Genomic DNA, 21,023 nt, shown 5'->3' with positions numbered 1-21,023 from the left:
GTGTCCCCCGGTGTCCCACGGTCCCCCGTAGGCCGCGCCCCCCGGCGCGGTCGCCCTCAACATACCCGTCTCCGGGGTCGCCGATCGTCGAACCGGGGAGGATCGAGCGCACCTTCCGGAGGGGCACCCGCCGGGTGATGATGGCGGGGTGACCGACCTCGCCTCAGCGCACGTCCTCGTCCTCGGCGCCACGGGGGGCCTCGGCAGCGCGATCGCGAGGCGGCTCGTGTCGTCCGGCGCCCGGGTCACCCTCTCCGGCCGGGACGCGTCCCGGCTGCAGGCGCTCGCCGACGAGCTGGGTGGCGCCGTCGTGACGACCGTCGCCGTCGACCTGACGATGCCCGACGGACCCGCGTCGGTCGTGCGCGCCGCGAGTGGTGCCGCGGCCCTGACGGGTGTCGTCAACGCGGCCGGTGTCGTCGCGTTCGGCGCCGTCGACGACCTCGACGACGACACCCTCGACGAGGTGCTGCTCCTCGACCTCGTCGCGCCGATCCGCCTCGCGCGGGCGGCCCTGGGCGTCATCCCCGAGGGCGGCTTCCTCGCCCAGGTGAGCGCCGTCGTCGCCGAGAAGGCGATGCCCGGGATGGCCGCCTACAGTGCGGCCAAGGCGGGGCTCACCGCGTTCGACGCGGCGCTCGCGACCGAGCTGCGGCGACGGCGCATCCGCGTCCTCGACGTCCGTCCTCCGCACACCGAGACGGGACTGGCGACCCGTCCGGTCGCCGGCGAGGCGCCGCGCCTGCCGCAGGGCCTCGATCCTGCGGCCGTCGCCGAGCGCGTCGTGCGCGCTCTCGCCGACGACGAGCGCGACCTCCCGTCGACGGCCTTCACAGGCTGACGCCGGAGGCCCTGAGCAGGTAGGCGAGGTCGGGGGCGAGCTGCCGGGCGTACTGCACCGAGGTGTGGAGGTAGTCGCCCTTGAGCACCGTGCCCGTGGTCGTCGTGAAGATGGGGCAGCGTCCGTCGACGCAGTACCAGTGGGTCGTGTCGACGAAGACGGCGTGCTGCACCTTCTTCTCGACGTCACGCGTCCGCGCCCACCACGTCGGTATGCCGGTGACGCACCGTCCCGGCGATGCGCCCGGCCGGTAGCAGTCGAGGAAGGCGACGCCGGGCATCGACGGCGCGACGATGACGACGGTGCCGACGCTCCCGCGCACCGCGTCGACGAAGGCCTGGTCGGCGGCGAGCCACTCCTTCGCCGACGCGGCTCCCTTGGCGTGGGACCTGAGCCGCACGGCCCACGAGTACGTCTCGGTCATGATGAGGACCTTCGGCTTCACCCGCCGCACGTAGTCGAGCACCATCTTCCGGTGGTCGACGCACGGGACCGCCCACTCGTCCTTGCCGTAGTTCGCGTCGACGCCGTTGACGGCACACGCGATCTTCGTCATGCCGCGCACCTTGTACTTCTTGCCGTACGCCTTCTCGACGGTCGCGAGGAGCGGGAAGCCGATGGAGTCGCCGTAGACGATGATCTCGGGGCCGGAGCGCTTGCCGAAGGTGCACGACTCGGGGTCCTCGGCGTCGGTCGCGGCGCAGGCGCTCATCGCGTCGCGCTGGTCGGCGGTCGTCTGCCACTCGTCGGGTGACGGGTTGAGGTCGGCGGGCCACGACCCCGACGCGAGAGCGCCGCGGAGGCCGTCCCGGATGCGGGTCCCGGTGGTGCCCAGCGGGATCGGCGTCCAGCCGGTGGCCGTCGGGGTCGGTGTCGGGGTCGGTGGCTGGGTCACCGTCCGGGTCGCCGTCGGGGCGGGCGTCGGTGGCCCGGTCGTCGCCGGAGTCGTCACCTCGCTCGTCGTCGTCTCGGGCACCTCGCCGGCCGGCGGCGGGACGGCGCCGTCCGGGTCGTCGGCCGCGACGACGCTCCCACCGGCGAAGAGGTCGGGCCGGGCCGACGCCGCCCCGCCGACCCCGACGACGAGCAGCACGAGCGCCATCGCGGCGGCCAGCATGCTGCGGCGTCGGACCCGTGGCGCGTCGAGGACCGGCCGCTCGACGAGGTGGTGGGAGATGACGGCCAGCACGAGGGTCCCGGCGAGGACGACGGCCGCGCTCGCCGCCCCGGTGGTCGCGAGGACGACCGGGGCGAGCACGACGAGCGGGAAGTGCCAGAGGTAGAGCCCGTAGGAGATGTCGCCGAGGTAGCCGCTCACCGGGTTCGTCAGCAGCACCGCGCCCGGTGCCGGCACACCGATCCCCGCGACGAGCACGAGCGCCGTCCCGACGGCGACCCCGAGCGCTGCCGGCCAGGGGACGCCCGTGTCCGGCGTGACGAGGACGTATGCCGTGACGACCGTCGTGAGCCCCGCCCACGACAGCGCGGTGCGGGCCGCGGGAGCCAGGCTGACGGCATTCCGGGGCACGGTGGCGAGGGCGGCGCCCAGAGCGAGCTCCCACGCGCGGGTCAGCGTCGAGTAGTAGGCGGTCGTCGGGTCGGAGGAGGTCTGGACGGCGGCCCACACGAGGGACGCGACGCCGACGGCCGCGGCGAGGACGCCGATCGCCACCCGGTGCCGGCGCACGCCGCCGGCGACGGCGACGGCCAGCACGACGAGCAGCGGCCAGGCGACGTAGAACTGCTCCTCGACCCCGAGCGACCAGTAGTGCAGGAGCGGCGACGGCGCGGACCCGGCGTCGAAGTAGGTGTCGGCGCGGGCGGCGTAGTGCCAGTTCGCGGCGAAGAGCATCGCCCAGAGTGCGTCCGTGTCAATCGACGCGACCTTGGCGCCTGCCCACGCCCACGGCGCGATGGCGACGACGGCGGCGATGACGAGCAGCGCGAGCGGCAGGATGCGTCGAGCCCGGCGGATCCAGAAGGCGCGCAAGGAGATCCGTCCCGTGCGCTCCCTCTCGCGCACGAGGACCCCGGTGATGACGAAGCCGGACACGACGAAGAAGGCGTCGACCCCGAGGTAGCCGCCGCTCGGCCAGCCGAAGAGGTGGAAGGCGATGACGGCGGTCACGGCCACGGCCCGGAGGCCCTGGATGTCCGCCCTACGCGGTCCCCCCACCGGACCCTCGCTCATGCGGGCCAGCATGCACCGCGCGAGCGTCCGGTGAGGGCATAACGCCGGTCCCGTTCGCCTCGGGTGCCGGAGACCGGCCGGGCAGGGCGGTGAGGGCGAGCGCCGACGCGACCCCGGCGAGCACGGCGACGGCTCCGACGACGGCGACCCACCCGGGGCCCGACCAGGCGTAGCCGAGCAGCCAGCCGACGAGGGCCGAGCCGCTGTAGTAGGCGACGTTGTAGAGCGCAGTCGCCTGGGCCCGTCCGGTCGTCGCGCGGGCCCCCACCCAGGCGGACGCCGTCGCGTGGGCGGCGAAGAAGCCGGCCGTGAGCACGAGCAGCCCGAGGACGACGACGGGCAGCGCGCCCGACAGCGTCAGCAATGCGCCGCACACCATGGCCACGGTCCCGCCGACGAGCACGCGGCGCCGCCCGAGACGCGGCACCCAGCGGCCCGTGAGGCGCGAGCTGACGGTCCCGGCGGCATACGCGGCGAAGATCAGCGACCCGACCGTCGCGGGCAGCGCGAACTCCGGGCCCTCGAGCCGGAAGGCGAGGTAGTTGTAGACCGCGACGAAGCCGCCCATGAGGAGCGCGCCCTGGGCGTAGAGCGCGAGCAGAGCCGGGTCCCGCAGGCTCGTGCGTATGCCGTCGGCGACGGTCCGCGCGGTGGCGGCGGTCGTCGGGCGGTAGCCGCGCGCCCGCGGCATGAGGCGCAGGAAGACGACGGACGCGACGGCGCACACGGCGGCGACCGTGAGCAGGGCCGGGCGCCAGCCGACGACGCCGGCGAGGGGTCCGGCGATGAGTCGTCCGGCCGCTCCGCCGATGGTCGTGCCGGAGATGTAGGCCGCGGCCGCGGCTGCCGTGTGGCGGGCGTGCACCTCGTCGTGGAGGTAGGTGACGGCGAGCGCGGGGAGCCCGCCGAGGGCCATCCCCTCGACGAGGCGCAGGGCGAGCAAGGCCTCGATCCCGGGCGCGAGCGCGACGGCCACCCCGAGCACGGTCGAGGCGACGATGGCCACCTGCATGGCGCGCAGCCGACCGACGCGGTCGGCGATCCACGACCACGGCAGCACCGCGACGGCGACGCCGAGGGTCGCGAGCGAGACGGACAGGGCGGCGTCGGCGGGGCTGACCTCGAGGCCCCGGGCAAGGGTGGGCAGCAGCCCCTGCGGCGAGTAGAGCTGCGCGAACGTCGCGATGCCGGCAGCGCCGAGCCCGACGAGGATGCGGCGGTACTCGCGACTCGCGGGGAGGTGTCCGGCCCAAGTCATGCGCTCGACGCTAGGCCTCGAGCGGAAGGTGCACCAATGCATACCAGCGGGGTGACTCATACGATCGAAGCATGAGACCCGCCGAGTTCCGAGCGGTCGTCCGGCTCCTGCCCGTCTTCGTCGTCGTCGCCGAGGTCGGCCAGGTGACGACCGCGGCCGCCGTCCTCGGCATGCCGCAGCCGACGGTGAGCCGGGCGCTGGCGCGTCTCGGGGACCTCCTCGGCACCCCGGTCGTCGAGCGGGCCGGGCGGGGCATCGCGCTGACCGCGGCCGGTCGGGCCCTGCTGCCCTTCGCGCAGGAGGGGGTCGGCGCGCTCGAGCGCGGTGTCGACGTCGTCACGCAATCGAGCGTCGTCGGGCACGGCACCGTCGGCCTGTCGTTCCAGACGCTCCTCGGCGAGGCGGTCGTGCCCGCCCTCATCCGCCGCTTCCGCGACCGCTTCCCGGGGGTGCGGTTCGAGCTCGCGCAGGGGTCGCGGCAGAAGGCGCTCGACGACTTCGAGGCCGGTCGCTGCTCGGTCGCGCTCGTCGCCTCGCCGCCGGCGCTGCCCGGCGCGTCGACGACGGTCCTCTACGACGAGCCCCTCGTCGTCGCCGTGCACCGGTCGCACCCGGCCGCCGGGGCGGGCTCGGTCTCGGTCGAGCGCCTCGCCGCCGACGGAGGCGACGAGCTCATCGTCCTCAAGACCGGCTTCGGCCTCCGTGGCCGCGTCGAGGAGATCTATGCCGATGCCGGCGTGCCGCTGCGCGTGGCCTTCGAGGCCGAGGACGTCCACACCGCAAGGGGACTCGTCGGTGCCGGCCTCGGCGTCGCGATCCTGCCGGACTTCGCGCCGGAGGGAGACGTCGTGCCCGTCCGGCTCGACCACCCGCAGGCGCGGCGGACCATCGGCGCGATCGTGCGCAACCCCGCGCACGACCCGACGGTCGCGGCGTTCGAGGAGTTCGTGGGCCGGTCGGGGCGCTCGGTGGCGCTTGCCGCGCTCAGTCGGCCATCGTGAGCACGAGCGCGATGAGTCCCGCGACGAGGAGGGCCGCGGCGGCGATGCCGGCGAGAACGAGCCCCATGCGCTGGTCGCGCCCTCTGCGGCCCGGACCCCCCGTGGGCTCCGACCCGACCTGCTCGACGAGGTGCTGCGGGCCGTTCGGTCCTGCGTTCATGGGAGCTCCATCGGTCGGGTCCTGCGGGTCACGGTGCCGGGGCACGGCAAACGAGCCTATCGCCGTGGAGGTCACGCGCACGGTGCGCAGCGGCGTGCGTCGTCAGACGGCCGTGGACTCGTCGAGGCCCGAGGCGGACTCGCCGAGGGTCCCGTGGAGGGTGTGCGCGCCCTGGACGGGGTCGCCCTCGAGCAGGGTCGCGTGGCACAGCTGCACGACGTCGTCGTTCGCGCCGGACGCCGCGAGGTGGACCGGCGTGGTCCGTGCGACGCGGCGCAGGGCCGGCGCGTGGGCGGCAAAGGCGGTGGCCCGTCGTGCTGCGACGACGACGGCCTCGGGCTGGAGGGTTCGGCAGGTCAGGGCGAGCTCGGCGGTGGGCGTGTCGGCGCCGAGGTAGCAGGTGCGCCACCCCAGGCGCGACAGCACGATCGAGGTCGCCATGAGGCCGAACTCGTGCTGCTCGCCCGGCATGCAGGCGAGGACGGCGAGCGGACCCTCGGGGCGTTCGTCGGCGCCCATGAGCACCGAGAGCCGCGAGCGCAGGACGTTGCTCGCGAAGTGCTCCTGCGCGACGCCGATCGACCCGGCCGACCAGCGTTCGCCGACCTCCTGGAGGTAGGGGAGCACGACGTACGAGAGGGCGTCCTCGACGCCGAGCTCGTCGAAGACCTGGGTGAGGACGCGGTGGCCGCCGGTCTCGTCGAACGCCTCGAGCGTCTGCTCGAGGTGGTCCATCCACTCTCGGGGCGTGGTGCGGCGCGGCGTCGTCATGGCGTGCTCCTCGCAGGCGGGACCTCGACCCGTGACGTGACCCGGGTCCGAACTGACGCGACGTACCCAGTGGGGCCCTCGTCCTCACCGGCCGTGACCGAATCGTGCTGTTGCGGGGCAAAGTCGCTTGGCGCGCCCGGCGCGCACGCACAGGATGGGGGTATGCCGCCCGCCGCGCCGCCGCGCCCCACCGCCCTCCTCGAGGTGGCGTGCGACGAGTCCGGGTCGGAGGGCGAGAAGCTCGTCCGCGGCAGCACCGACACGTTCGCGCACGCGAGCGTCGACGTGGCGACCGAGGTCGCGCTGGCCACGATCGAGCGGGTGCGTGTCGAGGCGCGCTCGCCGGCCACGGAGGTGAAGGCGAGCGTCGTGCTGCGGCCGCAGAACCGTCGCCTGCTCGAGTGGCTGCTCGGCGACGACGGGCCGTTGCTCGGTCACGCCCACGTCCACCTCACCGACAAGGCGCTGCACCTGACGGGACGCATGGTCGTCCTGCTCGACGGCGAGCCCGCTGCGGCCACGGATCGGGGCCGCCGGGCCGAGGTGCTGCACCGGGTGGCGACGCGACGGATGGGCCGGGTCGGCTGGGAGTCCCTGCTCGCCGCCTTCAACGACGTCGTCCGCGCCCGCTCGCTCGACGAGGCGGCGGCGAGTGCGGCCGTCCTCCGCGGCGGCCTCTCCGATCTCGTCGACCTCGCGCCGTCACTGCCCGCCGGCATCCCTGACGATCCCGAGGGGCTGCTGGCGCTCGTGGCCCGCGGTCGGGGGGCGCTCGACCCGATCGTCCCGGCGCTCGCCGAGGTGCTGCGCCACTGGGGAGCGGCCGGTCGTCCGCTCTGGGTGGTCCACGACGTGCAGGCGACGCTCACGGACGCGGCGATCCGCACGGCGGTCGGGGCGCGCGCGGACGGGTCGTCGGACGTGCTCGAGGGCATCAGCTTCGTCGACTCACAGGACGACCCGCGCGTGCAGCTGGCCGACTTCCTCGCCGGCGCGGCCAGGCGGATCGCCTCCCACGTCCTGGCGGGAGAAGCGGATCCGGGACTCGTCGAGCTGATCGCTCCCTACGTCAGCGCGCGCTCGACGTGGCTCGACGGGTGGCCCTAGAGGTCGTCCATCATCGAGACCGAGCACGACCCGGCCCGGGTCGGCACGTGGTGCGGGGTCGACGCGGACGGCAGGCGCACGTCGGCGAGCGACGTGGTGACGACGGGGGAGGCGGGCGTCGCCGCCCGTGGTGCGGCGACGGCCGTCGATCCGGCCAGGGCCGTGAGGGCGACGAGTGCCGAGCCCGCGACGGCGGTCAGGGCGCTGCGACGGGTCAACCTGCTGCGGCGCGTGTCCATCCGTCCAGTGTGCGCCCGTGCCGCCGCCGGGTCCATGGCCCTGTGCACCCCCGTGCGCCGGGGACCCGGCGGCACACGTCCTCTCAGACGGCCGGGAGGCGCGTGATCCAGTAGCTCGCGGTGCCGGGTGACGCGACGCCGAAGCGCGCGTTGACGGCCCACAGCCACCCACCGGCGAGCGTGGCCGTCGACGGGATGTCGAGCGTCTCGTCGGTGCGGGCACCCGCCCACTTCGCCGACCATCCGGTGGCCGTGGGGGCGAGCCGCAGCACGGACACCTCGTACTGGCCGCTGCCGCGGACGTTGTAGAGCACCGACCCGTCGGTCTCGAGCCCGTCGCCGCCGATGATCCCGGGGCCGCCGCTGACCGGGATCGCCCGAGTCGTCCCGGTGGTCGGCGCCACCTGCCACAGGCCGCCGACGCGGCTGTTGTTGAGGACGATGTCGCCATCGGGTAGCAGTCGGATCCCGTTGGCGTTGTTGGCGACCCCGTCACCGGCGGGCCACGCGCCGGTGAGTGGCACGAAGGTCGGACCGCTCACCGACATCGTCGCGTGGTCGTGCCCGACGACGGTCAGCCGGTCGACGCGCGAGTCGGTGACCCAGACGGCCGACTCGGTGACGACGACGTCGTTGAGGAAGACGGCGCCCGGCACGACGACGTCGTGCATGACGGCACCGGTCGTGGCGTCGACGCACCACACGTGTCCCTCCGTGACGCCGGCGGTCGTGACACCGCCGACGGCCCACACGACACCGCAGTGGTCGTCGTGGAAGAGACCGCGGAGCGCGCGTCCGGGTGCGCCGGCGAGCAGGGTGGCGACGGTGCCGGTGAGCAGGTCGCCGGTGACGATGCGCCCGTCGGCCAGCGACCCGACGTAGTAGGTCGTGCCGGATCCGGACGTGATGCCCTCGGGGCGTATGCCGTCGGGCAGGGCCACCGTCTCGGGCGCCGGCGAGCGCCGGGCCGGGGCGGCGGACGCCGCTGGTGCAGCGAGGGCGACGAAGGCGCCGGCGGCTGCTGTCGTCAGCACGGCTCGGCGCGTCGGGTGGGGCAGGGGACGGGGGCTGGGCGTGTGAGTGTCCATTCCCCATCCTGCGCACACGACCGCGGTGTCCGGAAGGGCCGGTCGAGCGTTGTCGAGGGTCGTGGGCAGCAGGCTCCCCTGGAAGCACACGTATGCCGCCCGGCCGGCCGGGCGGCATACGTGCGTCCGAGGTCAGCGGACGAGGTCAGCGGACGAGGTCAGCGGAAGAGGTCGAGCTTCCCGTGCTTCTCGGCGAGCAGGTAGTAGACGGTGACGCGGTTCTTCGTGCGGTCACCCTTGAGCGTCTGCCCGACCTCTGCCAGCGAGGCGTCGAGGTCGGCGTCGGAGTCGGTGAGGCCTAGCTTCTTCTTCATGAACCCGTCACGCACGCGGTCGGTCTCGGTCTTGTCGCTGAACGACACGAGTGCCGAGTCACGCTTCTGCAGCGCGATGCCGCAGTGCCGGACGATGCCCTTGATCGCGGCGTCGTCGGCGTCGGGGGAGTACTTCCTGACGTCTGCTGCCCAGTCTTCTGCCATGTGCCGTGCCCCTCTTCGTTGAATGGCTGGAACACGAGCGACGCTAAACCCCAGAAGGCGCCGTGAGAAGGGCCCGGCGCTCAGGCCGTGAGCCTGGCCCAGGTGCGGGCTCCCACGACCCCGTCGGCCGTCAGGCCCCGGGACTGTTGGAACGCCTGCGTCTTCGTGGCCGTCATGGCGCCGAAGACCCCGTCGGCGGTGAGGCTGTAGCCGCGGTGGGTCAGCAGCTTCTGCGCCGCGACGACGGCCTGACCGTTCGAGCCGCGCTTGACCGTGACGACGAGCGCCGACCACGTCTTGGGGCCGACGACGCCGTCGGCGGCGAGGCCCTTGGAGCGCTGGAAGGAGATGACGCGGCTCTGGGTCGTCGGGCCGAACGAGCCGTCGACGGTGAGGCTGAGCCCGCGCTGGCGCAGCAGGTGCTGGATCGCCGTGACGCGGAAGCCGCTCGCGCCGCGCTTGACCGTGGTCCAGGCGATCGGGGCTGGCGCCGGGGTGGTGCCGCCCCCGCCGATGCGCTTGGCGAGGGCTGCGAGGCGGGCGTCGCCGGGGCGCACGTTGATCTCGAAGTGCATCTCGTCCTTGCGGCCCGAGTAGTCGCCGCCCCAGCGCACGACTCCGTTGCAGGAGCCCAGGATCGAGCGGATGTGCGAGCGCTGCGTCGCCGTGAAGGTGCCTGACTTGCCGAGCGGGTGGCGCGGGGCGTTGAGGTCGATGGCCGTGCCGCTCGAGTGGTTCGACAGGGTGGTGCTGCCCGAGATGGGGCGGTAGCTGTGGCCCCAGCACCAGCCCTTGACGAGCGCCTCGACCTCGTTGTCGAAACGGCGGGCGACGTAGCCGAGGACGATGTGCACGTCGCCGCGACGCACTCCGGCGGGGAAGGTCGCGGCGCCGACCGACAGGGTGCCGAGCGGCACGGTCGACGACGAGCCGGCGGGCCAGCCGTTCTGCGACGTCGCGGCCTGCGCAGCGGTGGCCGTGGCGGCGACGAGTCCGCCGCCGATGAGGAGGCCCCCGGCGCCGCGGATCAGGGTGCGGCGGCCGACGGCGGGACTGGCGGTTTCGTGGAGCTCACACATGACGACCCCTGAGCGTGTGTCGGTGGTGCGGGCGCGGGCGCGTCCGCAGCGCCGACGCTAGGGGTGGGCATCGTTGCGGTACATGGGGAGAACTCCCCTCAGCCGGCGGGGACGCCGTCACCGGGCGACCCCGAACCGGACGCCACGAGCGCGTCGCCCACGGCCGTGCGCCAGTAGAGCACCTCGCGCCCTGACCGCCGACGGAGCACGAGGCCCGCGGCGAGGAGCACCTTGAGATGGTCACCGACCGACCCGATCGCGAGGTCCGTGGTGGCCGCGAGACCCGTTGTGCTGGAAGGTGACTCGAGAGCGGTGAGGAGTCGGGCGCGGTTGCGCCCGACGAGACGCTCGAGGCCGTCGGGAGCCCCGGCGTCGACGCGAGCGAGCGCTCCGGCGACCGGGTAGTACACGGCATACCGCTGCGGGAGGAGCCACCCCACCCAGCGAGCGCGGTGGTTCACGGGCACGAAGAAGAGGTCGGCGTCGTCCGGGAGCACCCGCGAGGGCAGGTCGTAGTTGTTGATGCGCAGATGGCCGTCGCCGACCCACTCGCGGTCGCGGCCGAGGTCGTGCAGCACCGCCGCCCATCCCTGGGTGGCGAGGCGCGACGTGCGGGCGACGATGTCGGCACGCAGGATCCGCTCCCGGCGGGCCCAGTCGGTGGCGAGGACATGCGTCCAGACCCACTCGAGCAGCTCGACACCGTGCTCGGTCAGGCCGTCGGCGAGGAGCGCGTCGGGCAGATCGCGGGTCGGCGAGCTCTCGGCGAGGCAGTCACGCATCAGGTCGTCACCGAGGGCGCGCACGTCGTCGAGCTCCTCGGCGAAGGTCCGTCCACCCGAGGCCGGGGGCAGGCACAGCCAGTCCGAGATCCACTGCGGCTTCCAGCTGTGGTCGAGCACGGCGCGCCGCACCGGGTGGGCGTCGAGCATCGCCCGGAACGCCTCGCCGTGGGCGGCTGCGAGGGCGCGCCCCTCGGGGTCGGAGGGCCGCACGAGGTCGTTGAGCGCGCCGACCGTCTCGATGCGCGGCGACACGACGAATCGGCTCCGGGCCAGCAGGTCGGCCGAGATCTGCCACGTCCCCATGTTTCGCCTCCTGCCGAAACATTAGCGTCGACATCGACCGGCCGTCAGGGTGGATCGGGTGAAGACCTACCGACAGCTGTTCGCCATCCGTGAGTTCCGGGTCCTCTTCCTCGTCCAGTGCATCAACATCGGGGCGTATGCCGTCGCGTCCCTCGCGCTCGGCACCATCACCTTCGCGGCCACCGGGTCCCCGGTCCTCACGGCGCTCGCGATGTTCGGCGCGCCGCTCATGCGGATCGTCGGCCAGACGCTCTTCGGCTCCGGTTCCGACCTCGTGCGGCCCCGGACGGCCCTGGTGCTCGTCTTCACGACGACGATGGTGAGCGACCTGCTCCAGGCGATCCCGGGACTCGCGTGGGGCTGGCGGTTCGCCCTGCTGGCGGTCGGCCCGCTCATCACCTCGGCCCTCGGCGGCAGCATGATGGCGCTCGTCTCCGACATCCTCCCGCCCGACGGCTTCATCCTCGGTCGGGCGACGATGAACATCGCGGTCGGCGGCATGCAGATCGTCGGCTACGGCATCGGCGGGCTGCTCCTCATCACCTTCACGACGACCGAGCTCTTCCTGGGCTCCGCGGCCGCGCTCCTCGTCGCGGTGGTGCTGCTCCGCCTCGGCCTGGCGGACCACCCGCCGCGGCACGCGGGCGCCTCCCTCGTGCGCCGGACCCGCGAGGTCAACCGTGCGCTGCTCGGGTCCCGCGTCATCCGCCCGCTCTACCTGACGATGTGGGTCCCCAACGGCCTCATCGTCGGGTGCGAGGCGCTCTTCGTGCCGTTCGCGGGCGAGCGCGCCGGCTACCTCTTCGCCGTCACGGCCGCGGGGATGCTGCTCGGCGACGTCGTCGTGGGGCGGTTCCTCGCCGTGGCCGTGCGCGACCGGCTCATCGGCCCGCTGCGGCTGCTGCTCGCCGTGCCCTACCTCGCCTTCTTCGCCGTCCCGTCCCTGCCGTATGCCGCCGCGCTGGCCTTCGTGGCGTCCGTCGGCTACTCCGCGAGCCTCCCGCTGCAGGAGCGGCTGGTGACGCACACCGATGCGCAGGCGCGGGGCCAGGTCTTCGGGCTGCAGGGCACCGGCCTCATGGTGGGCCAGGCCCTCGGGGCGCTCCTCGGCGGCGTCGTGGCGAGCGCGCTGGGGATGGGTCCGGTCGCGGCCGCGCACGCGATGGGCGTCATGGCGGTCGCCTCCGTCGTCGTCTCGATCGCGCTCACGCCCGGTCTGCGCCGGTCGCGGCCCGGGGCCGCCGTGCTCGAGGGCGCCGCGGCCTGACCGACCTCAGCCGGTCACGAGCCCCCGGCGTCGGGCGATGGCGGCCGCCTCGGTGCGTCCGGAGGCGCCGAGCTTGGCGAGGAGGTTGGAGACGTGGACGCTCACGGTCTTGGTGCTGATGTAGAGCTGCTTGCCGATCTGGCCGTTGGTCAGGCCCTGCGCCAGCAGCGCCAGCACCTCGAGCTCGCGCGGGGTGAGCTCGACCGTCGCGCCTCCGGGGCGCACGGCGTCGAGCTCGGCGAGCAGCGGCTTGGCCTCGAGCCGGACCGCGACCTCGCGGGCCTGCTCGGCGACGGTGCGGGACCCGGCGTCGTCACCCGCGGCCCGCAGCGCCTCGGAGAGCCGGGCCCGTGAGCGTGCGGCCTCGAAGACGTGCCCGTAGCGCTCGAACGCCGCGACGCTCTCGCGCCAGGCGTCGACGAGCTCGGCCACGGGCGGCGGCTCCTCGACGCCGGCGACCCGGCGCAGGCGCAGCACCTCGGCCTCGAGCCGCGCGGTCCACGCCCACGTCTCGCGGCTCGTGTCCTCGAGCGACTCGGCCGCCGCGCGCTCGAACTTCGGGCGGCTCGCCTTCTCGACCGCGGGACGCAGCTCGCTGATGCGCCGGCCGCGCTCGGCGAGGTCGTCGACGACGGCGACGGCCCGGGCCCGCAGGTCGGAGTCGGCACGGGGCACGAGCGAGGCCGCCTGCCCGGCCACGAGGGCGGCGAGGCGCACGACGGCGTGGTACTCGCCCCACGTGGCGTCGAGGACGCGTACGGCCTCCTCGGTGAGGTCGAGCATCCCGCCGAGGTCGCCCGCCTGCCCGAGCACGTCGACGGCGGGCATGGTCGTCAGCACGACGCAGAGGCCGTCGACGGGCCACCACTCCCGCAGGGCGTCGAAGAGGTCTGGGTCGACGGGGTCGCCACGACCGGCGCGCACGAGCAGGGCGGCACCGGTGAAGATCGTGCGGCCGGGCTGCGGGGCCGGTCGACCCCCGAGGTCGAGGCGGCGAGCCGCGCCGTCCCAGTCGCCGAGCTCGTAGGCGGTGAGCCCGCCGAGGAGACGGCACTCCTGCCCCCACGGTGCCCACTCACGGTGCATCCGCCGCGCGACGTCGGCGCCGCGGTCGTAGAGCGCGAGCGACCCGGGCAGGTCGCCTCGGCGGTGCGCGAGCGACGCGAGCTGGTGGAGGGCGCGGAGCAGCAGCGGGTCGTCGGGGTCGATGTCGGCGACGATCGAGCGCAGGTGCGTCTCGACCGAGTCGAGGTCCTCCTGCGCCTCGAGGATGCGCGCCATGATCGTGCGCACCTCGGCGAGCGCACCACCCAGGCCGAGTCGCTCCGCGAGCAGGGACACCTCGTTGCCGACGACGGCGGCCTCGACGAAGGAGCCGTGGTCGACGAGCGCCTGCACCCGCGCGACGAGCACACGCACCCGGCGCTCGTCGGCCTCCTCGCCGATGAGCGACAGCGCCTCGTCGGTCAGCGCGATGGAGTCGATGGGCAGGTCGAGGATGCGCGAGCGGATGACGAGCGTCGAGAGCAGGTCGGCGCGCGCACCCGGCTCCTGGGCCGTGCCGGGGTGGTCGAGCCGGTCGCGCAGCAGGTCCATGGCGCGGATCGGCTCGCCGGCGACCATCGCCGCACGCGACGCCCGGAGGGTCACCTCGTCGCGCTCGGGGTCGTCCTCGTCGAGCCACGTGAGCGCCCGCTCGAGGTGGAGCAGCGCCTCCTGCGGACCACCGACGGCCATGGCCGACTCGGCCGCGGCCCGGCTGGCGCGGACCGCCGTCGGCAGGTCGCCCACGGCGGCGGCATGGCGGGCGAGCTCGGACGCGGGGGCGAGCTCTGGGCGCTCGGCCAGCACGGCGGCATACGCCCGGTGGAGCCGGAGGCGCTCGCCGGGAAGGAGGCTGTCGGCGACGGTCTCGCCGAGGAGGGCGTGGCGGAAGGTGTAGGCCGGGGGCCAGCGGGCCTCGAGCACGTGGTGCTCGACGGCGGCGGCGAGCGCGGCCTCGAGCGTCTCGTCGGGAAGGTCGACGACGCGGGAGAGGAGGTCGTGACCGATGTACTGGCCGCCCTTGAGGGCGATGGCCCGGAGCACGCGCTGAGCGGTCTCGTCGAGCTGCTCGACGCGGGCGCGGAGCACGCGGCTCAGTCCGCCGGTCAGGGCCTGGCCGGCCGCGGCGCTCGCGACGAGCTCCTCGGCGAAGAAGGGGTTGCCCTCGGAGCGACGGGCGATCTCGGCGTTCGTCGCGGCGTCGGTGGGGGCGCCCTCGATGCCGGAGACGAGCTCTCGGACGGCGTCGTCGGGGAGCGGGGCGAGGTCGACGTGCTCGAGCCCCGCGATGCGCGCCCACACGGCGAGCGTCTCGTGGAGGGGGTGGCGGCGGTAGAGGTCGTCGGAGCGGTAGGTCACGACGAGGCCGACCGCGCGCGTGAAGCCGCGGGTCAGCAGGAGGGTGATGAGGTCGCGCGAGGAGTGGTCGGCCCAGTGGACGTCCTCGATGACGAGGAGGGACGGCTGCGTGTCGCCGAGCGCGGACAGCAGCGCGTGCACGGCCTCGGCGACCTGTCCGGGGTCGGTGCTGCGTCCGGAGCGGTCTCCGTCGGGTGCGTCGGCGCGGCCCGGCAGCAGGTGCCCGAGGCTGGGATGCGTGTCGAGCACGCGCTCGACGACGTCGGGGTGGCCCGCGTCGATGGTGCCGACGAGCTCGACGAAGGGGAGGTAGGCGAGGCTGCTGCCCGCCTGCCCGACGCAGTGGCCGACGGGGGTGAACCAGTCGGCTGCGGTGGCCTCGTCGACGAGGTGCCCCACGATCCGTGACTTGCCGATGCCCGCGTCGCCGGACAGCACGACGACGCCACCGGGCCGGGCACCCGGGGTGGGGCGCAGTCCGATGGCGTCGGCGAGACGGGACAGGTCGGTGTCCCGCCCGATGAGTGGCCCGGTGCTGAGCGGCATACGCGGAATCATCGCGTACTCCGCCGACAGCAGCGGGACGGTCGGCGACACGGGTCGCGTCGCCGTCGTCACCGCGTGCGGCCCGGGTTGTTCTCCTCTCGGGAGATCCGCGCCAGGGTGCGGCGCATGATCTCGAGCGACGAGTCGCGGCGGACGCGACGACGCTGCGGGTAGCGGGACTCGATCTCGACCTGGACGGTGCGGAAGTCGACGTACTGGGTGGTCATGGTCTTTCCTCTGCTCGTGCCTTTCTGGACTCCTCCAGACTCGGCTGCTGAGGTAGACCCCCACATCGGACGACCGCCCTATCCCTGCCCGCCGGCTACCTCAGATCCGATGGCGTATGCCGTGTGGACCGTCTGAGGTAGGAGCTCAGCCGAGGAGGAGGGTGGCGGCGATGGTGAACATGACGAGGGCGATCGCGACGTCGAGGACGCGCCACGTGGCGGGGCGGGCGAAGAGCGGGGCGAGCAGGCGGGCGCCGTAGCCGAGCGAGGTGAACCATGCGACGCTGGCGAGGGCGGCGCCGGCGGCGAACCACCAGCGACCCTCGGGTCCGTGCTGGTTGGCGAGCGACCCGACGAGCAGCACGGTGTCGAGGTAGACGTGCGGGTTGAGCCACGTGAGCGCGAGGACGGTCGCGAGCACGCCGCTGCGGGACCGTTGGGTGCCGCCGGCCTCGAGACCCTTGGGGTGGCGCGCGCTGCGCAGGCACAGCAGTCCGTAGCCGACGAGGTATGCCGCCCCGACCCACCGCACGACCGTCAGCAGTTCCGGGTGGGCCGTGACCAGACCCCCGACGCCGATCACCCCGGCCAGGACGAGGACCGCGTCGCTGACGGCGCAGACGGCGACGACGAGGCCGACGTGGTGGCGCGCGAGACCGGTGCGCAGCACGTAGGCGTTCTGCGCGCCGATGGCGACGATGAGCGACGCCATCGTGAGGAAGCCGGGCAGGAGGGAGGTCACGCCCTCGACGGTAGAGGGACGGTGGCCTTCAGTGAAGCGAAGGTTTCTTTAGCATCATTAGCATGTCTTCATGCGGCTCCAGCCCGAGCACCTCTCCACCCTGCTCGCCATCGTCGACACCGGCACCTTCGACGCGGCGGCCAGGCGGCTGCACGTGACGCCGTCGGCCGTGAGCCAGCGGGTCAAGGCGCTCGAGGCCGAGGTCGGCCAGGTCGTCGTCGTGCGCAGCACCCCGTGTCGCGCCACGAGCGCCGGTGAGGCGCTCGTCCGGCTCGCCCGCCAGCAGGGGCTGCTGGAGTCTGAGGCACTCGCGGGTGTCGTCACCGACGGCCGGTCCCGGGTCGACCTGCCGATCGTGGTCAACGCGGACTCGATGTCGACGTGGTTCGGTGCGGTGCTGACCGAGGCGGCCGCGTGGGACGACGTCGTGCTGCGCCTGCGGGTCGAGGACCAGGACCACTCGGCCCGGCTGCTCCGGTCCGGTGAGGTGCTCGGAGCGGTGACGTCCGACCCGACGCCGGTCCAGGGCTGCTCGACCGAGTCCCTCGTGACGATGCGTTACGTGCCGGCGGCGGTGCCCCAGCTCGTGGACCGCCATCGCATCGGGCGCGGGATCGACTGGGCCGCGATGCCTCTCGTGCGGTTCAACGACAAGGACGACATCCAGCAGCGCATCCTCGACCGGCACCGGGTGACCGGTGCGCCGCCGACGCATGAGGTGCCCGACGGTGGCGGCTTCGTGACGGCGGTCCGTTCCGGGCTCGGCTGGGGTGCGCTCCTGACGACGCAGCTCGGGCCGCTGCTCGATGCAGGAGAGCTCGTGCGGCTCGGGTCGCGTGACCACGTCGACGTCCAGCTCTACTGGCAGCGGTGGCGGCTGCCGTCCGCGCACCTCGACCGGCTGAGCGAGTCGGTCAGGTCGGCTGCCGCGTCGGCCGCGCCCCGTCGCCCGACGGCGCATCGGCCAGCCAGGCCCGCCACGCGGCATACCCCCCGATGACGTCGGTGGCGCGGTGGATGCCGAGGTCCTGGAGCGCGGCGGCCGCCAAACTGGACGTGTAGCCCTCCTGGCAGAGGACGACCACCTCGAGGTCGTGGCTCGCGACGGGCAGCGACGCGTCGCTCGACGGGTCGAGGCGCCACTCGAGGACGTTGCGCTCGATCACCGTCGCGAAGGGCAGCTCACCCTCGGCCGCGCGCTGGGCGGCGGGGCGGATGTCGACGACGAGCGCGCCGTCCGCACTTGCTGCCTCGGCCTGCTGGGGCGTGAGTCGGTGGAGGCGACGACGGGCCTCGGCGAGGACCTCGTCGATGGTGCGGGGTCGGGGTCGGGCCGCTCGGGTCACCAGTCGACCCCGACCTCGGCCTGCTCCTCCACCTCGAGGACGCCGTCCACGGCGCGGTAGTTCGTCATGGTCGTCAGTCTGGGCCCGTAGACGTGCAGGCTCACGGCGGGGTCGGACCCGGCGTTCGTCACGCGGTGCAGGTGGCGGGTGCCGAACGTGCGCTGGTCGCCCGGTGTGAGCCGGACGCCCGGTCCGGTGACGCGCCGGACGTTGTCGAGGTCGACGGCCGAGCGGTAGCCCGCGACCTCCTCGGTGAGGACGCCCTGGAGCACGACGAACGAGCCGGCGCTCCCGCCGTGGTCGTGCCACGGAGTGCCCTGGCCGGGCAGCCAGGTGAGCAGCCAGGCCTCGTGGTCGTGGTCGGCGAGGAGCCGCGCGTAGTAGCGCGTGATGGGGTCGAAGTCGACGAGTCCCTGCCAGAGGGCGCGCTGACGGGCGAGCCGACGGGCGGTGTCGGCGAGGTCGACGGTGGTGCGTTGTGCGCCGCGGGACATGGGTCGAGCCTTTCGGGAGGTGGGGCCTGAAGGTAAAACATAACCAAGTCTTGCTATAAGACAAACGCTAACTTATGTATGCCGTGAGCAGCAAGGCGAGCTCGTGGTGGCGGGATGTGGGGGACATCTGACCGGAAAACCGGCGGCGCCCTGTCGGTGCAGGCGCCTACGGTCTTCGGGTGACCGTGGACTCCCGCACCGCATCCCAGGCCCCGACCGACGCTCGTCGCACGAGGTGGCTCGTCCTCGCGGCCGTGGCCGTGACGCTCCTGCTGTGGGCGTCCGCCTTCGTCGCCATCCGCCACCTCGGCCGCGACGTGCCGCCGGGCGCGCTGTCGCTCGGGCGTCTCCTCGTCGCGTCGGTCGCCCTCGGGGTGCTCGTCTTCCGTCGGCCGCGCACGTGGCCGGCCCGTCGCGACTGGCCCCTGCTCCTGCTCTGCGGCGTCGGCTGGTTCGGCATCTACAACCTCGCGCTCAACGAGGCCGAGCGGCGCATCGATGCCGGCACCTCCGCGCTCATCGTGCAGATCGGGCCGATCATCGTCGCGCTCCTCGCCACGGTCTTCCTCGGCGAGAAGATGACCCGCTGGCTGCTCATCGGCATGGCCGTCGGCTTCGCCGGCGTCGTCGTCATCGCGCGCGGCTTCTCCGCCGGCGACTCCGGTGATATGGTGGGCGTGTGGCTCGCCGTCCTCGCCGCGGTGACGTATGCCGTGGGCGTCCTCGCGCAGAAGCCTCTCCTCGGGCGGCTGCCGGGTCCCGAGGTCACCTGGCTCGCCTGCGTCATCGGCGCCGTCGTGTGCCTGCCGTGGAGCGGCGAGCTCGTCACTGTGGTGCGTGACAGCGACCCGAGCACCTTGTGGTGGATCGCCTACCTCGGCATCTTCCCGACCGCGATCGCCTTCTCGACGTGGGCCTACGTCCTCGCACGCAGCGACGCGGGCACGCTGACCCTGACGACCTTCCTCGTGCCCTTCATCGCGACGCTCATCGCCTGGGCGCTGCTCTCCGAGGTGCCACCGCCCCTGACCTTCGTCGGTGGGGCGCTGTGCATCGCCGGGGTGTTGCTGACGCGGCGCAAGCCCCGAGTGGCTCCGACCGCGGAGGAGTGAGCGGTTCCGATCGCCTTGCGACGCAAGGGGATCGGACTGGATCAGGGTGTGGATGGGTCTTCACAGCCAGTCGAACATGTGTTCTAATGGAGGAGTCGGCGACCCGGGTGGGAGGAGTGAGTTCGTGCCATTCCTCGACACCGGGCGTCCGGCGCCCGACGCGACAGCCGGAGGCAGCAGCCTCAACCCTCGCGCGGTCTGGCTGCTCGGTCAGGCCAAGGCCGGCGCCGAGCGCGCCCGAGAGCACAGAGCCTCGCTCACGTTGGACGACACGGCCGACGCGGTGCTGTCGCAGATCGAGCGCCTCGAGGTCCAGAAGGCTCGTCTCGAGGGTCGTCTCGTCGACGCCTACGCAGCGCTGCACTCCGTCGAGGAGCAGCAGCTCGCCCGGCTGACGACGAGCACGCCGGTCCCGATCACGGCCGACCAGGTCGCCGCGCAGGAGATCGCCTGTGCGACCGGCGTGGGCGCGACCGAGGTCGCCCGCCGGCTCGAGCTCGCCACCGCACCCCGGCGTCACCGGGTGCTGCGTGAGCGGCTGCGGGCCGGCGCCGTCAGTCTCCAGCGAGCCCTGCGCGTCGTCGTCGAGACGCGGGCGCTGGGCGACGAGGTCCTCCCCGACCTCGAGGCCACGGTGCTCGCGCCGGCGCCGGACGGCTCGGTCGCCTCGGCGCGCCTCTTCGCCACGCGGCTGCAGCGGTGTGTCCGCTCGGCCGACTCCCGCGCCGCCGAGGAGCGCCGCCGGTCCTCGCGCCTGCGTCGCACGGCGTACGGTCGCCTCCTCGAGGACGGCATGGGCCTCTTCACCGTCGTCGCGCCGGCCGAGCGGGTCGTCGGCGTGCTCGACCGGGTCGACGCCCTCGCCCGGCCGCCCGAGCGGCCGGCGACGACCGCAGCATCGACCAGCTGCGCAGCGACCTGCTCTGCGACCTCGCCCTCTTCGGTGTCGTGCCGTCCGGCACGGGTGTCGGTGTCGACGAGGGGCCGACGTGCGCCGGCCTGCTGTCCGACGCCGCGCCCGCGACCGTCCGCATCGTCGTGCCGTTCGAGGTCGCCGTCGGGACGTCCGACGCCGCGTGCGAGCTGCCCGGCCACGGCTGGGTCACCGCCGCCCACGCCCGGCAGATCATGACCGCACCGGGCTCGGTCTGGCAGCGCCTCGCCGTCGACGTCGACACCGGCCGCGCCCTCGAGCTCTCCACCGACCGCTACCGCCCGACCGCCGCGATGGTCGAGCACGTGCGCGCCGTCGACGGCGTCTGCCGCGCACCCGGCTGCCAGGTCCCGGCCGACCGGTGCGACCTCGACCACCTCGTCCCGTGGCCGACCGGCCCGACCCACGTCTCCAACTCCGACTCGCTGAGCCGGGGCTGCCACAACGGCAAGACCGCCGGGGTCTGGCAGGTCGAGCGGGTCCGCGACGACGGCATCGCGTGGTCCTCGCTCGCCGGTCGTGACTACATCACCTATCCCAGGGACTGGCGCGAGGCCCTCCGCGATCCCGGCTCGGGCCCGCCCCGACCGGTCGTCCCCGTGCCTCCTGACGCGCCCCCTCCCGCCGCCGATCCGCCGCCCTTCTGACCT

At 73.7% G+C, this 21,023-nt stretch carries 22 protein-coding genes; 8 read left to right on the top strand and 14 right to left on the bottom strand.

Annotated features, from left to right (window positions below):
• Window positions 1–148 precede the first annotated feature (148 nt).
• Window positions 149–841 (top strand): SDR family NAD(P)-dependent oxidoreductase, encoded by a 693-nt coding sequence (locus ACSQ2D_RS20160; RefSeq protein ID WP_435987694.1) that lies wholly within the window; start codon window positions 149–151, stop codon window positions 839–841.
• Here the strand turns inward: ACSQ2D_RS20160 and ACSQ2D_RS20155 are convergent.
• Complete coding sequence (locus ACSQ2D_RS20155; protein ID WP_435987693.1) at window positions 831–3,032, bottom strand: acyltransferase family protein; 2,202 nt, start codon at window positions 3,030–3,032, stop codon at window positions 831–833. The two genes, ACSQ2D_RS20160 and ACSQ2D_RS20155, sit on opposite strands and share 11 nt — an antisense overlap.
• Entirely contained in the window at window positions 3,001–4,290 is a 1,290-nt protein-coding gene (locus ACSQ2D_RS20150) for an MFS transporter (RefSeq protein ID WP_435987692.1), read from the bottom strand. Before ACSQ2D_RS20150 ends, ACSQ2D_RS20155 begins: the two co-directional genes overlap by 32 nt.
• A 71-nt stretch (window positions 4,291–4,361) precedes the next feature.
• On the opposite strand from ACSQ2D_RS20150, the gene ACSQ2D_RS20145 reads away from it, so the two are divergent.
• Entirely contained in the window at window positions 4,362–5,291 is a 930-nt protein-coding gene (locus ACSQ2D_RS20145; protein ID WP_435987691.1) for a LysR family transcriptional regulator, read from the top strand.
• On the opposite strand, the gene ACSQ2D_RS20140 is transcribed toward ACSQ2D_RS20145, so the two are convergent.
• Window positions 5,275–5,451, bottom strand: a complete 177-nt coding sequence (locus tag ACSQ2D_RS20140; protein ID WP_435987690.1) for a hypothetical protein — start codon at window positions 5,449–5,451, stop codon at window positions 5,275–5,277. The two genes, ACSQ2D_RS20145 and ACSQ2D_RS20140, sit on opposite strands and share 17 nt — an antisense overlap.
• A 102-nt stretch (window positions 5,452–5,553) precedes the next feature.
• The gene (locus ACSQ2D_RS20135; RefSeq protein WP_435987689.1) at window positions 5,554–6,222 is read right to left on the bottom strand and encodes a cobalamin B12-binding domain-containing protein; all 669 of its coding nucleotides are present in this window, start codon (window positions 6,220–6,222) and stop codon (window positions 5,554–5,556) included.
• A 162-nt stretch (window positions 6,223–6,384) separates the two neighbouring features.
• On the opposite strand from ACSQ2D_RS20135, the gene ACSQ2D_RS20130 reads away from it, so the two are divergent.
• Window positions 6,385–7,329, top strand: a complete 945-nt coding sequence (locus ACSQ2D_RS20130) for a hypothetical protein (protein ID WP_435987688.1) — start codon at window positions 6,385–6,387, stop codon at window positions 7,327–7,329.
• Here the strand turns inward: ACSQ2D_RS20130 and ACSQ2D_RS20125 are convergent.
• The 5 genes from ACSQ2D_RS20125 to ACSQ2D_RS20105 all read right to left on the bottom strand — a co-directional run bounded on the left by ACSQ2D_RS20125 (window position 7,326) and on the right by ACSQ2D_RS20105 (window position 11,302).
• Complete coding sequence (locus ACSQ2D_RS20125; protein WP_435987687.1) at window positions 7,326–7,568, bottom strand: hypothetical protein; 243 nt, start codon at window positions 7,566–7,568, stop codon at window positions 7,326–7,328. The two genes, ACSQ2D_RS20130 and ACSQ2D_RS20125, sit on opposite strands and share 4 nt — an antisense overlap.
• Before the next feature lie 83 nt (window positions 7,569–7,651).
• Window positions 7,652–8,656 (bottom strand): hypothetical protein, encoded by a 1,005-nt coding sequence (locus ACSQ2D_RS20120; protein WP_435987686.1) that lies wholly within the window; start codon window positions 8,654–8,656, stop codon window positions 7,652–7,654.
• Window positions 8,657–8,814: 158 nt separating this feature from the next.
• Window positions 8,815–9,135: a DUF2853 family protein gene (locus ACSQ2D_RS20115; RefSeq protein ID WP_435987685.1), complete on the bottom strand. Its 321-nt coding sequence runs from the start codon at window positions 9,133–9,135 to the stop codon at window positions 8,815–8,817.
• A gap of 80 nt (window positions 9,136–9,215) precedes the next feature.
• On the bottom strand, window positions 9,216–10,214 hold the full coding sequence (locus tag ACSQ2D_RS20110) for a peptidoglycan-binding protein (RefSeq protein ID WP_435987684.1): 999 nt from the start codon (window positions 10,212–10,214) through the stop codon (window positions 9,216–9,218).
• Between the two features lie 98 nt (window positions 10,215–10,312).
• On the bottom strand, window positions 10,313–11,302 hold the full coding sequence (locus ACSQ2D_RS20105) for an ArsR/SmtB family transcription factor (RefSeq protein ID WP_435987683.1): 990 nt from the start codon (window positions 11,300–11,302) through the stop codon (window positions 10,313–10,315).
• Window positions 11,303–11,360: 58 nt separating this feature from the next.
• Here ACSQ2D_RS20105 and ACSQ2D_RS20100 point away from each other — a divergent pair, with 58 nt between their 5' ends.
• The gene (locus tag ACSQ2D_RS20100; RefSeq protein ID WP_435987682.1) at window positions 11,361–12,569 is read left to right on the top strand and encodes a hypothetical protein; all 1,209 of its coding nucleotides are present in this window, start codon (window positions 11,361–11,363) and stop codon (window positions 12,567–12,569) included.
• A gap of 6 nt (window positions 12,570–12,575) precedes the next feature.
• Here ACSQ2D_RS20100 and ACSQ2D_RS20095 read toward each other — a convergent pair whose 3' ends face one another.
• From ACSQ2D_RS20095 to ACSQ2D_RS20085, 3 genes are all read right to left on the bottom strand, one after another.
• Window positions 12,576–15,569 (bottom strand): helix-turn-helix transcriptional regulator, encoded by a 2,994-nt coding sequence (locus tag ACSQ2D_RS20095; protein ID WP_435987681.1) that lies wholly within the window; start codon window positions 15,567–15,569, stop codon window positions 12,576–12,578.
• Window positions 15,570–15,586: 17 nt separating this feature from the next.
• The gene (locus ACSQ2D_RS20090; RefSeq protein WP_435987680.1) at window positions 15,587–15,745 is read right to left on the bottom strand and encodes a hypothetical protein; all 159 of its coding nucleotides are present in this window, start codon (window positions 15,743–15,745) and stop codon (window positions 15,587–15,589) included.
• A gap of 145 nt (window positions 15,746–15,890) precedes the next feature.
• Window positions 15,891–16,487: a LysE/ArgO family amino acid transporter gene (locus tag ACSQ2D_RS20085; protein WP_435987679.1), complete on the bottom strand. Its 597-nt coding sequence runs from the start codon at window positions 16,485–16,487 to the stop codon at window positions 15,891–15,893.
• 70 nt (window positions 16,488–16,557) lie between these two features.
• Between ACSQ2D_RS20085 and ACSQ2D_RS20080 the strand changes: the two genes are divergently transcribed.
• On the top strand, window positions 16,558–17,487 hold the full coding sequence (locus ACSQ2D_RS20080; RefSeq protein WP_435987678.1) for a LysR family transcriptional regulator ArgP: 930 nt from the start codon (window positions 16,558–16,560) through the stop codon (window positions 17,485–17,487).
• Here the strand turns inward: ACSQ2D_RS20080 and ACSQ2D_RS20075 are convergent.
• Both ACSQ2D_RS20075 and ACSQ2D_RS20070 read right to left on the bottom strand, forming a co-directional pair.
• On the bottom strand, window positions 17,402–17,833 hold the full coding sequence (locus ACSQ2D_RS20075; protein WP_435987677.1) for a rhodanese-like domain-containing protein: 432 nt from the start codon (window positions 17,831–17,833) through the stop codon (window positions 17,402–17,404). The two genes, ACSQ2D_RS20080 and ACSQ2D_RS20075, sit on opposite strands and share 86 nt — an antisense overlap.
• Window positions 17,830–18,327, bottom strand: a complete 498-nt coding sequence (locus tag ACSQ2D_RS20070; RefSeq protein ID WP_435987676.1) for a cysteine dioxygenase — start codon at window positions 18,325–18,327, stop codon at window positions 17,830–17,832. The genes ACSQ2D_RS20075 and ACSQ2D_RS20070 overlap by 4 nt, the downstream gene beginning before the upstream one ends.
• 179 nt (window positions 18,328–18,506) lie before the next feature.
• On the opposite strand from ACSQ2D_RS20070, the gene ACSQ2D_RS20065 reads away from it, so the two are divergent.
• From ACSQ2D_RS20065 to ACSQ2D_RS20055, 3 genes are all read left to right on the top strand, one after another.
• The gene (locus ACSQ2D_RS20065) at window positions 18,507–19,439 is read left to right on the top strand and encodes a DMT family transporter (protein WP_435987675.1); all 933 of its coding nucleotides are present in this window, start codon (window positions 18,507–18,509) and stop codon (window positions 19,437–19,439) included.
• Between the two features lie 124 nt (window positions 19,440–19,563).
• Window positions 19,564–20,571 (top strand): hypothetical protein, encoded by a 1,008-nt coding sequence (locus tag ACSQ2D_RS20060; RefSeq protein WP_435987674.1) that lies wholly within the window; start codon window positions 19,564–19,566, stop codon window positions 20,569–20,571.
• The gene (locus ACSQ2D_RS20055; protein WP_435987673.1) at window positions 20,568–21,020 is read left to right on the top strand and encodes an HNH endonuclease signature motif containing protein; all 453 of its coding nucleotides are present in this window, start codon (window positions 20,568–20,570) and stop codon (window positions 21,018–21,020) included. The genes ACSQ2D_RS20060 and ACSQ2D_RS20055 overlap by 4 nt, the downstream gene beginning before the upstream one ends.
• The last annotated feature ends 3 nt before the right edge of the window (window positions 21,021–21,023 follow it).

Source organism: Terrabacter sp. LjRoot27 (assembly GCF_964254175.1).
In the GTDB taxonomy this organism is placed as follows: Bacteria; Actinomycetota; Actinomycetes; order Actinomycetales; family Dermatophilaceae; genus Terrabacter.
This window is presented reverse-complemented; position numbering and strand designations above follow the sequence as displayed.

What these genes read in the sequence shown, in the direction of transcription:
- ACSQ2D_RS20155 (WP_435987693.1), bottom strand. Translation starts at nt 3,032, where the DNA reads ATGAGCGAGGGTCCGGTGGGGGGACCGCGTAGGGCGGACATCCAGGGC.
- ACSQ2D_RS20150 (WP_435987692.1), bottom strand. Translation starts at nt 4,290, where the DNA reads ATGACTTGGGCCGGACACCTCCCCGCGAGTCGCGAGTACCGCCGCATC.
- ACSQ2D_RS20145 (WP_435987691.1), top strand. Translation starts at nt 4,362, where the DNA reads ATGAGACCCGCCGAGTTCCGAGCGGTCGTCCGGCTCCTGCCCGTCTTC.
- ACSQ2D_RS20140 (WP_435987690.1), bottom strand. Translation starts at nt 5,451, where the DNA reads ATGAACGCAGGACCGAACGGCCCGCAGCACCTCGTCGAGCAGGTCGGG.
- ACSQ2D_RS20135 (WP_435987689.1), bottom strand. Translation starts at nt 6,222, where the DNA reads ATGACGACGCCGCGCCGCACCACGCCCCGAGAGTGGATGGACCACCTC.
- ACSQ2D_RS20130 (WP_435987688.1), top strand. Translation starts at nt 6,385, where the DNA reads ATGCCGCCCGCCGCGCCGCCGCGCCCCACCGCCCTCCTCGAGGTGGCG.
- ACSQ2D_RS20125 (WP_435987687.1), bottom strand. Translation starts at nt 7,568, where the DNA reads ATGGACACGCGCCGCAGCAGGTTGACCCGTCGCAGCGCCCTGACCGCC.
- ACSQ2D_RS20120 (WP_435987686.1), bottom strand. Translation starts at nt 8,656, where the DNA reads ATGGACACTCACACGCCCAGCCCCCGTCCCCTGCCCCACCCGACGCGC.
- ACSQ2D_RS20115 (WP_435987685.1), bottom strand. Translation starts at nt 9,135, where the DNA reads ATGGCAGAAGACTGGGCAGCAGACGTCAGGAAGTACTCCCCCGACGCC.
- ACSQ2D_RS20110 (WP_435987684.1), bottom strand. Translation starts at nt 10,214, where the DNA reads ATGTGTGAGCTCCACGAAACCGCCAGTCCCGCCGTCGGCCGCCGCACC.
- ACSQ2D_RS20105 (WP_435987683.1), bottom strand. Translation starts at nt 11,302, where the DNA reads ATGGGGACGTGGCAGATCTCGGCCGACCTGCTGGCCCGGAGCCGATTC.
- ACSQ2D_RS20090 (WP_435987680.1), bottom strand. Translation starts at nt 15,745, where the DNA reads ATGACCACCCAGTACGTCGACTTCCGCACCGTCCAGGTCGAGATCGAG.
- ACSQ2D_RS20080 (WP_435987678.1), top strand. Translation starts at nt 16,558, where the DNA reads ATGCGGCTCCAGCCCGAGCACCTCTCCACCCTGCTCGCCATCGTCGAC.
- ACSQ2D_RS20070 (WP_435987676.1), bottom strand. Translation starts at nt 18,327, where the DNA reads ATGTCCCGCGGCGCACAACGCACCACCGTCGACCTCGCCGACACCGCC.
- ACSQ2D_RS20055 (WP_435987673.1), top strand. Translation starts at nt 20,568, where the DNA reads ATGACCGCACCGGGCTCGGTCTGGCAGCGCCTCGCCGTCGACGTCGAC.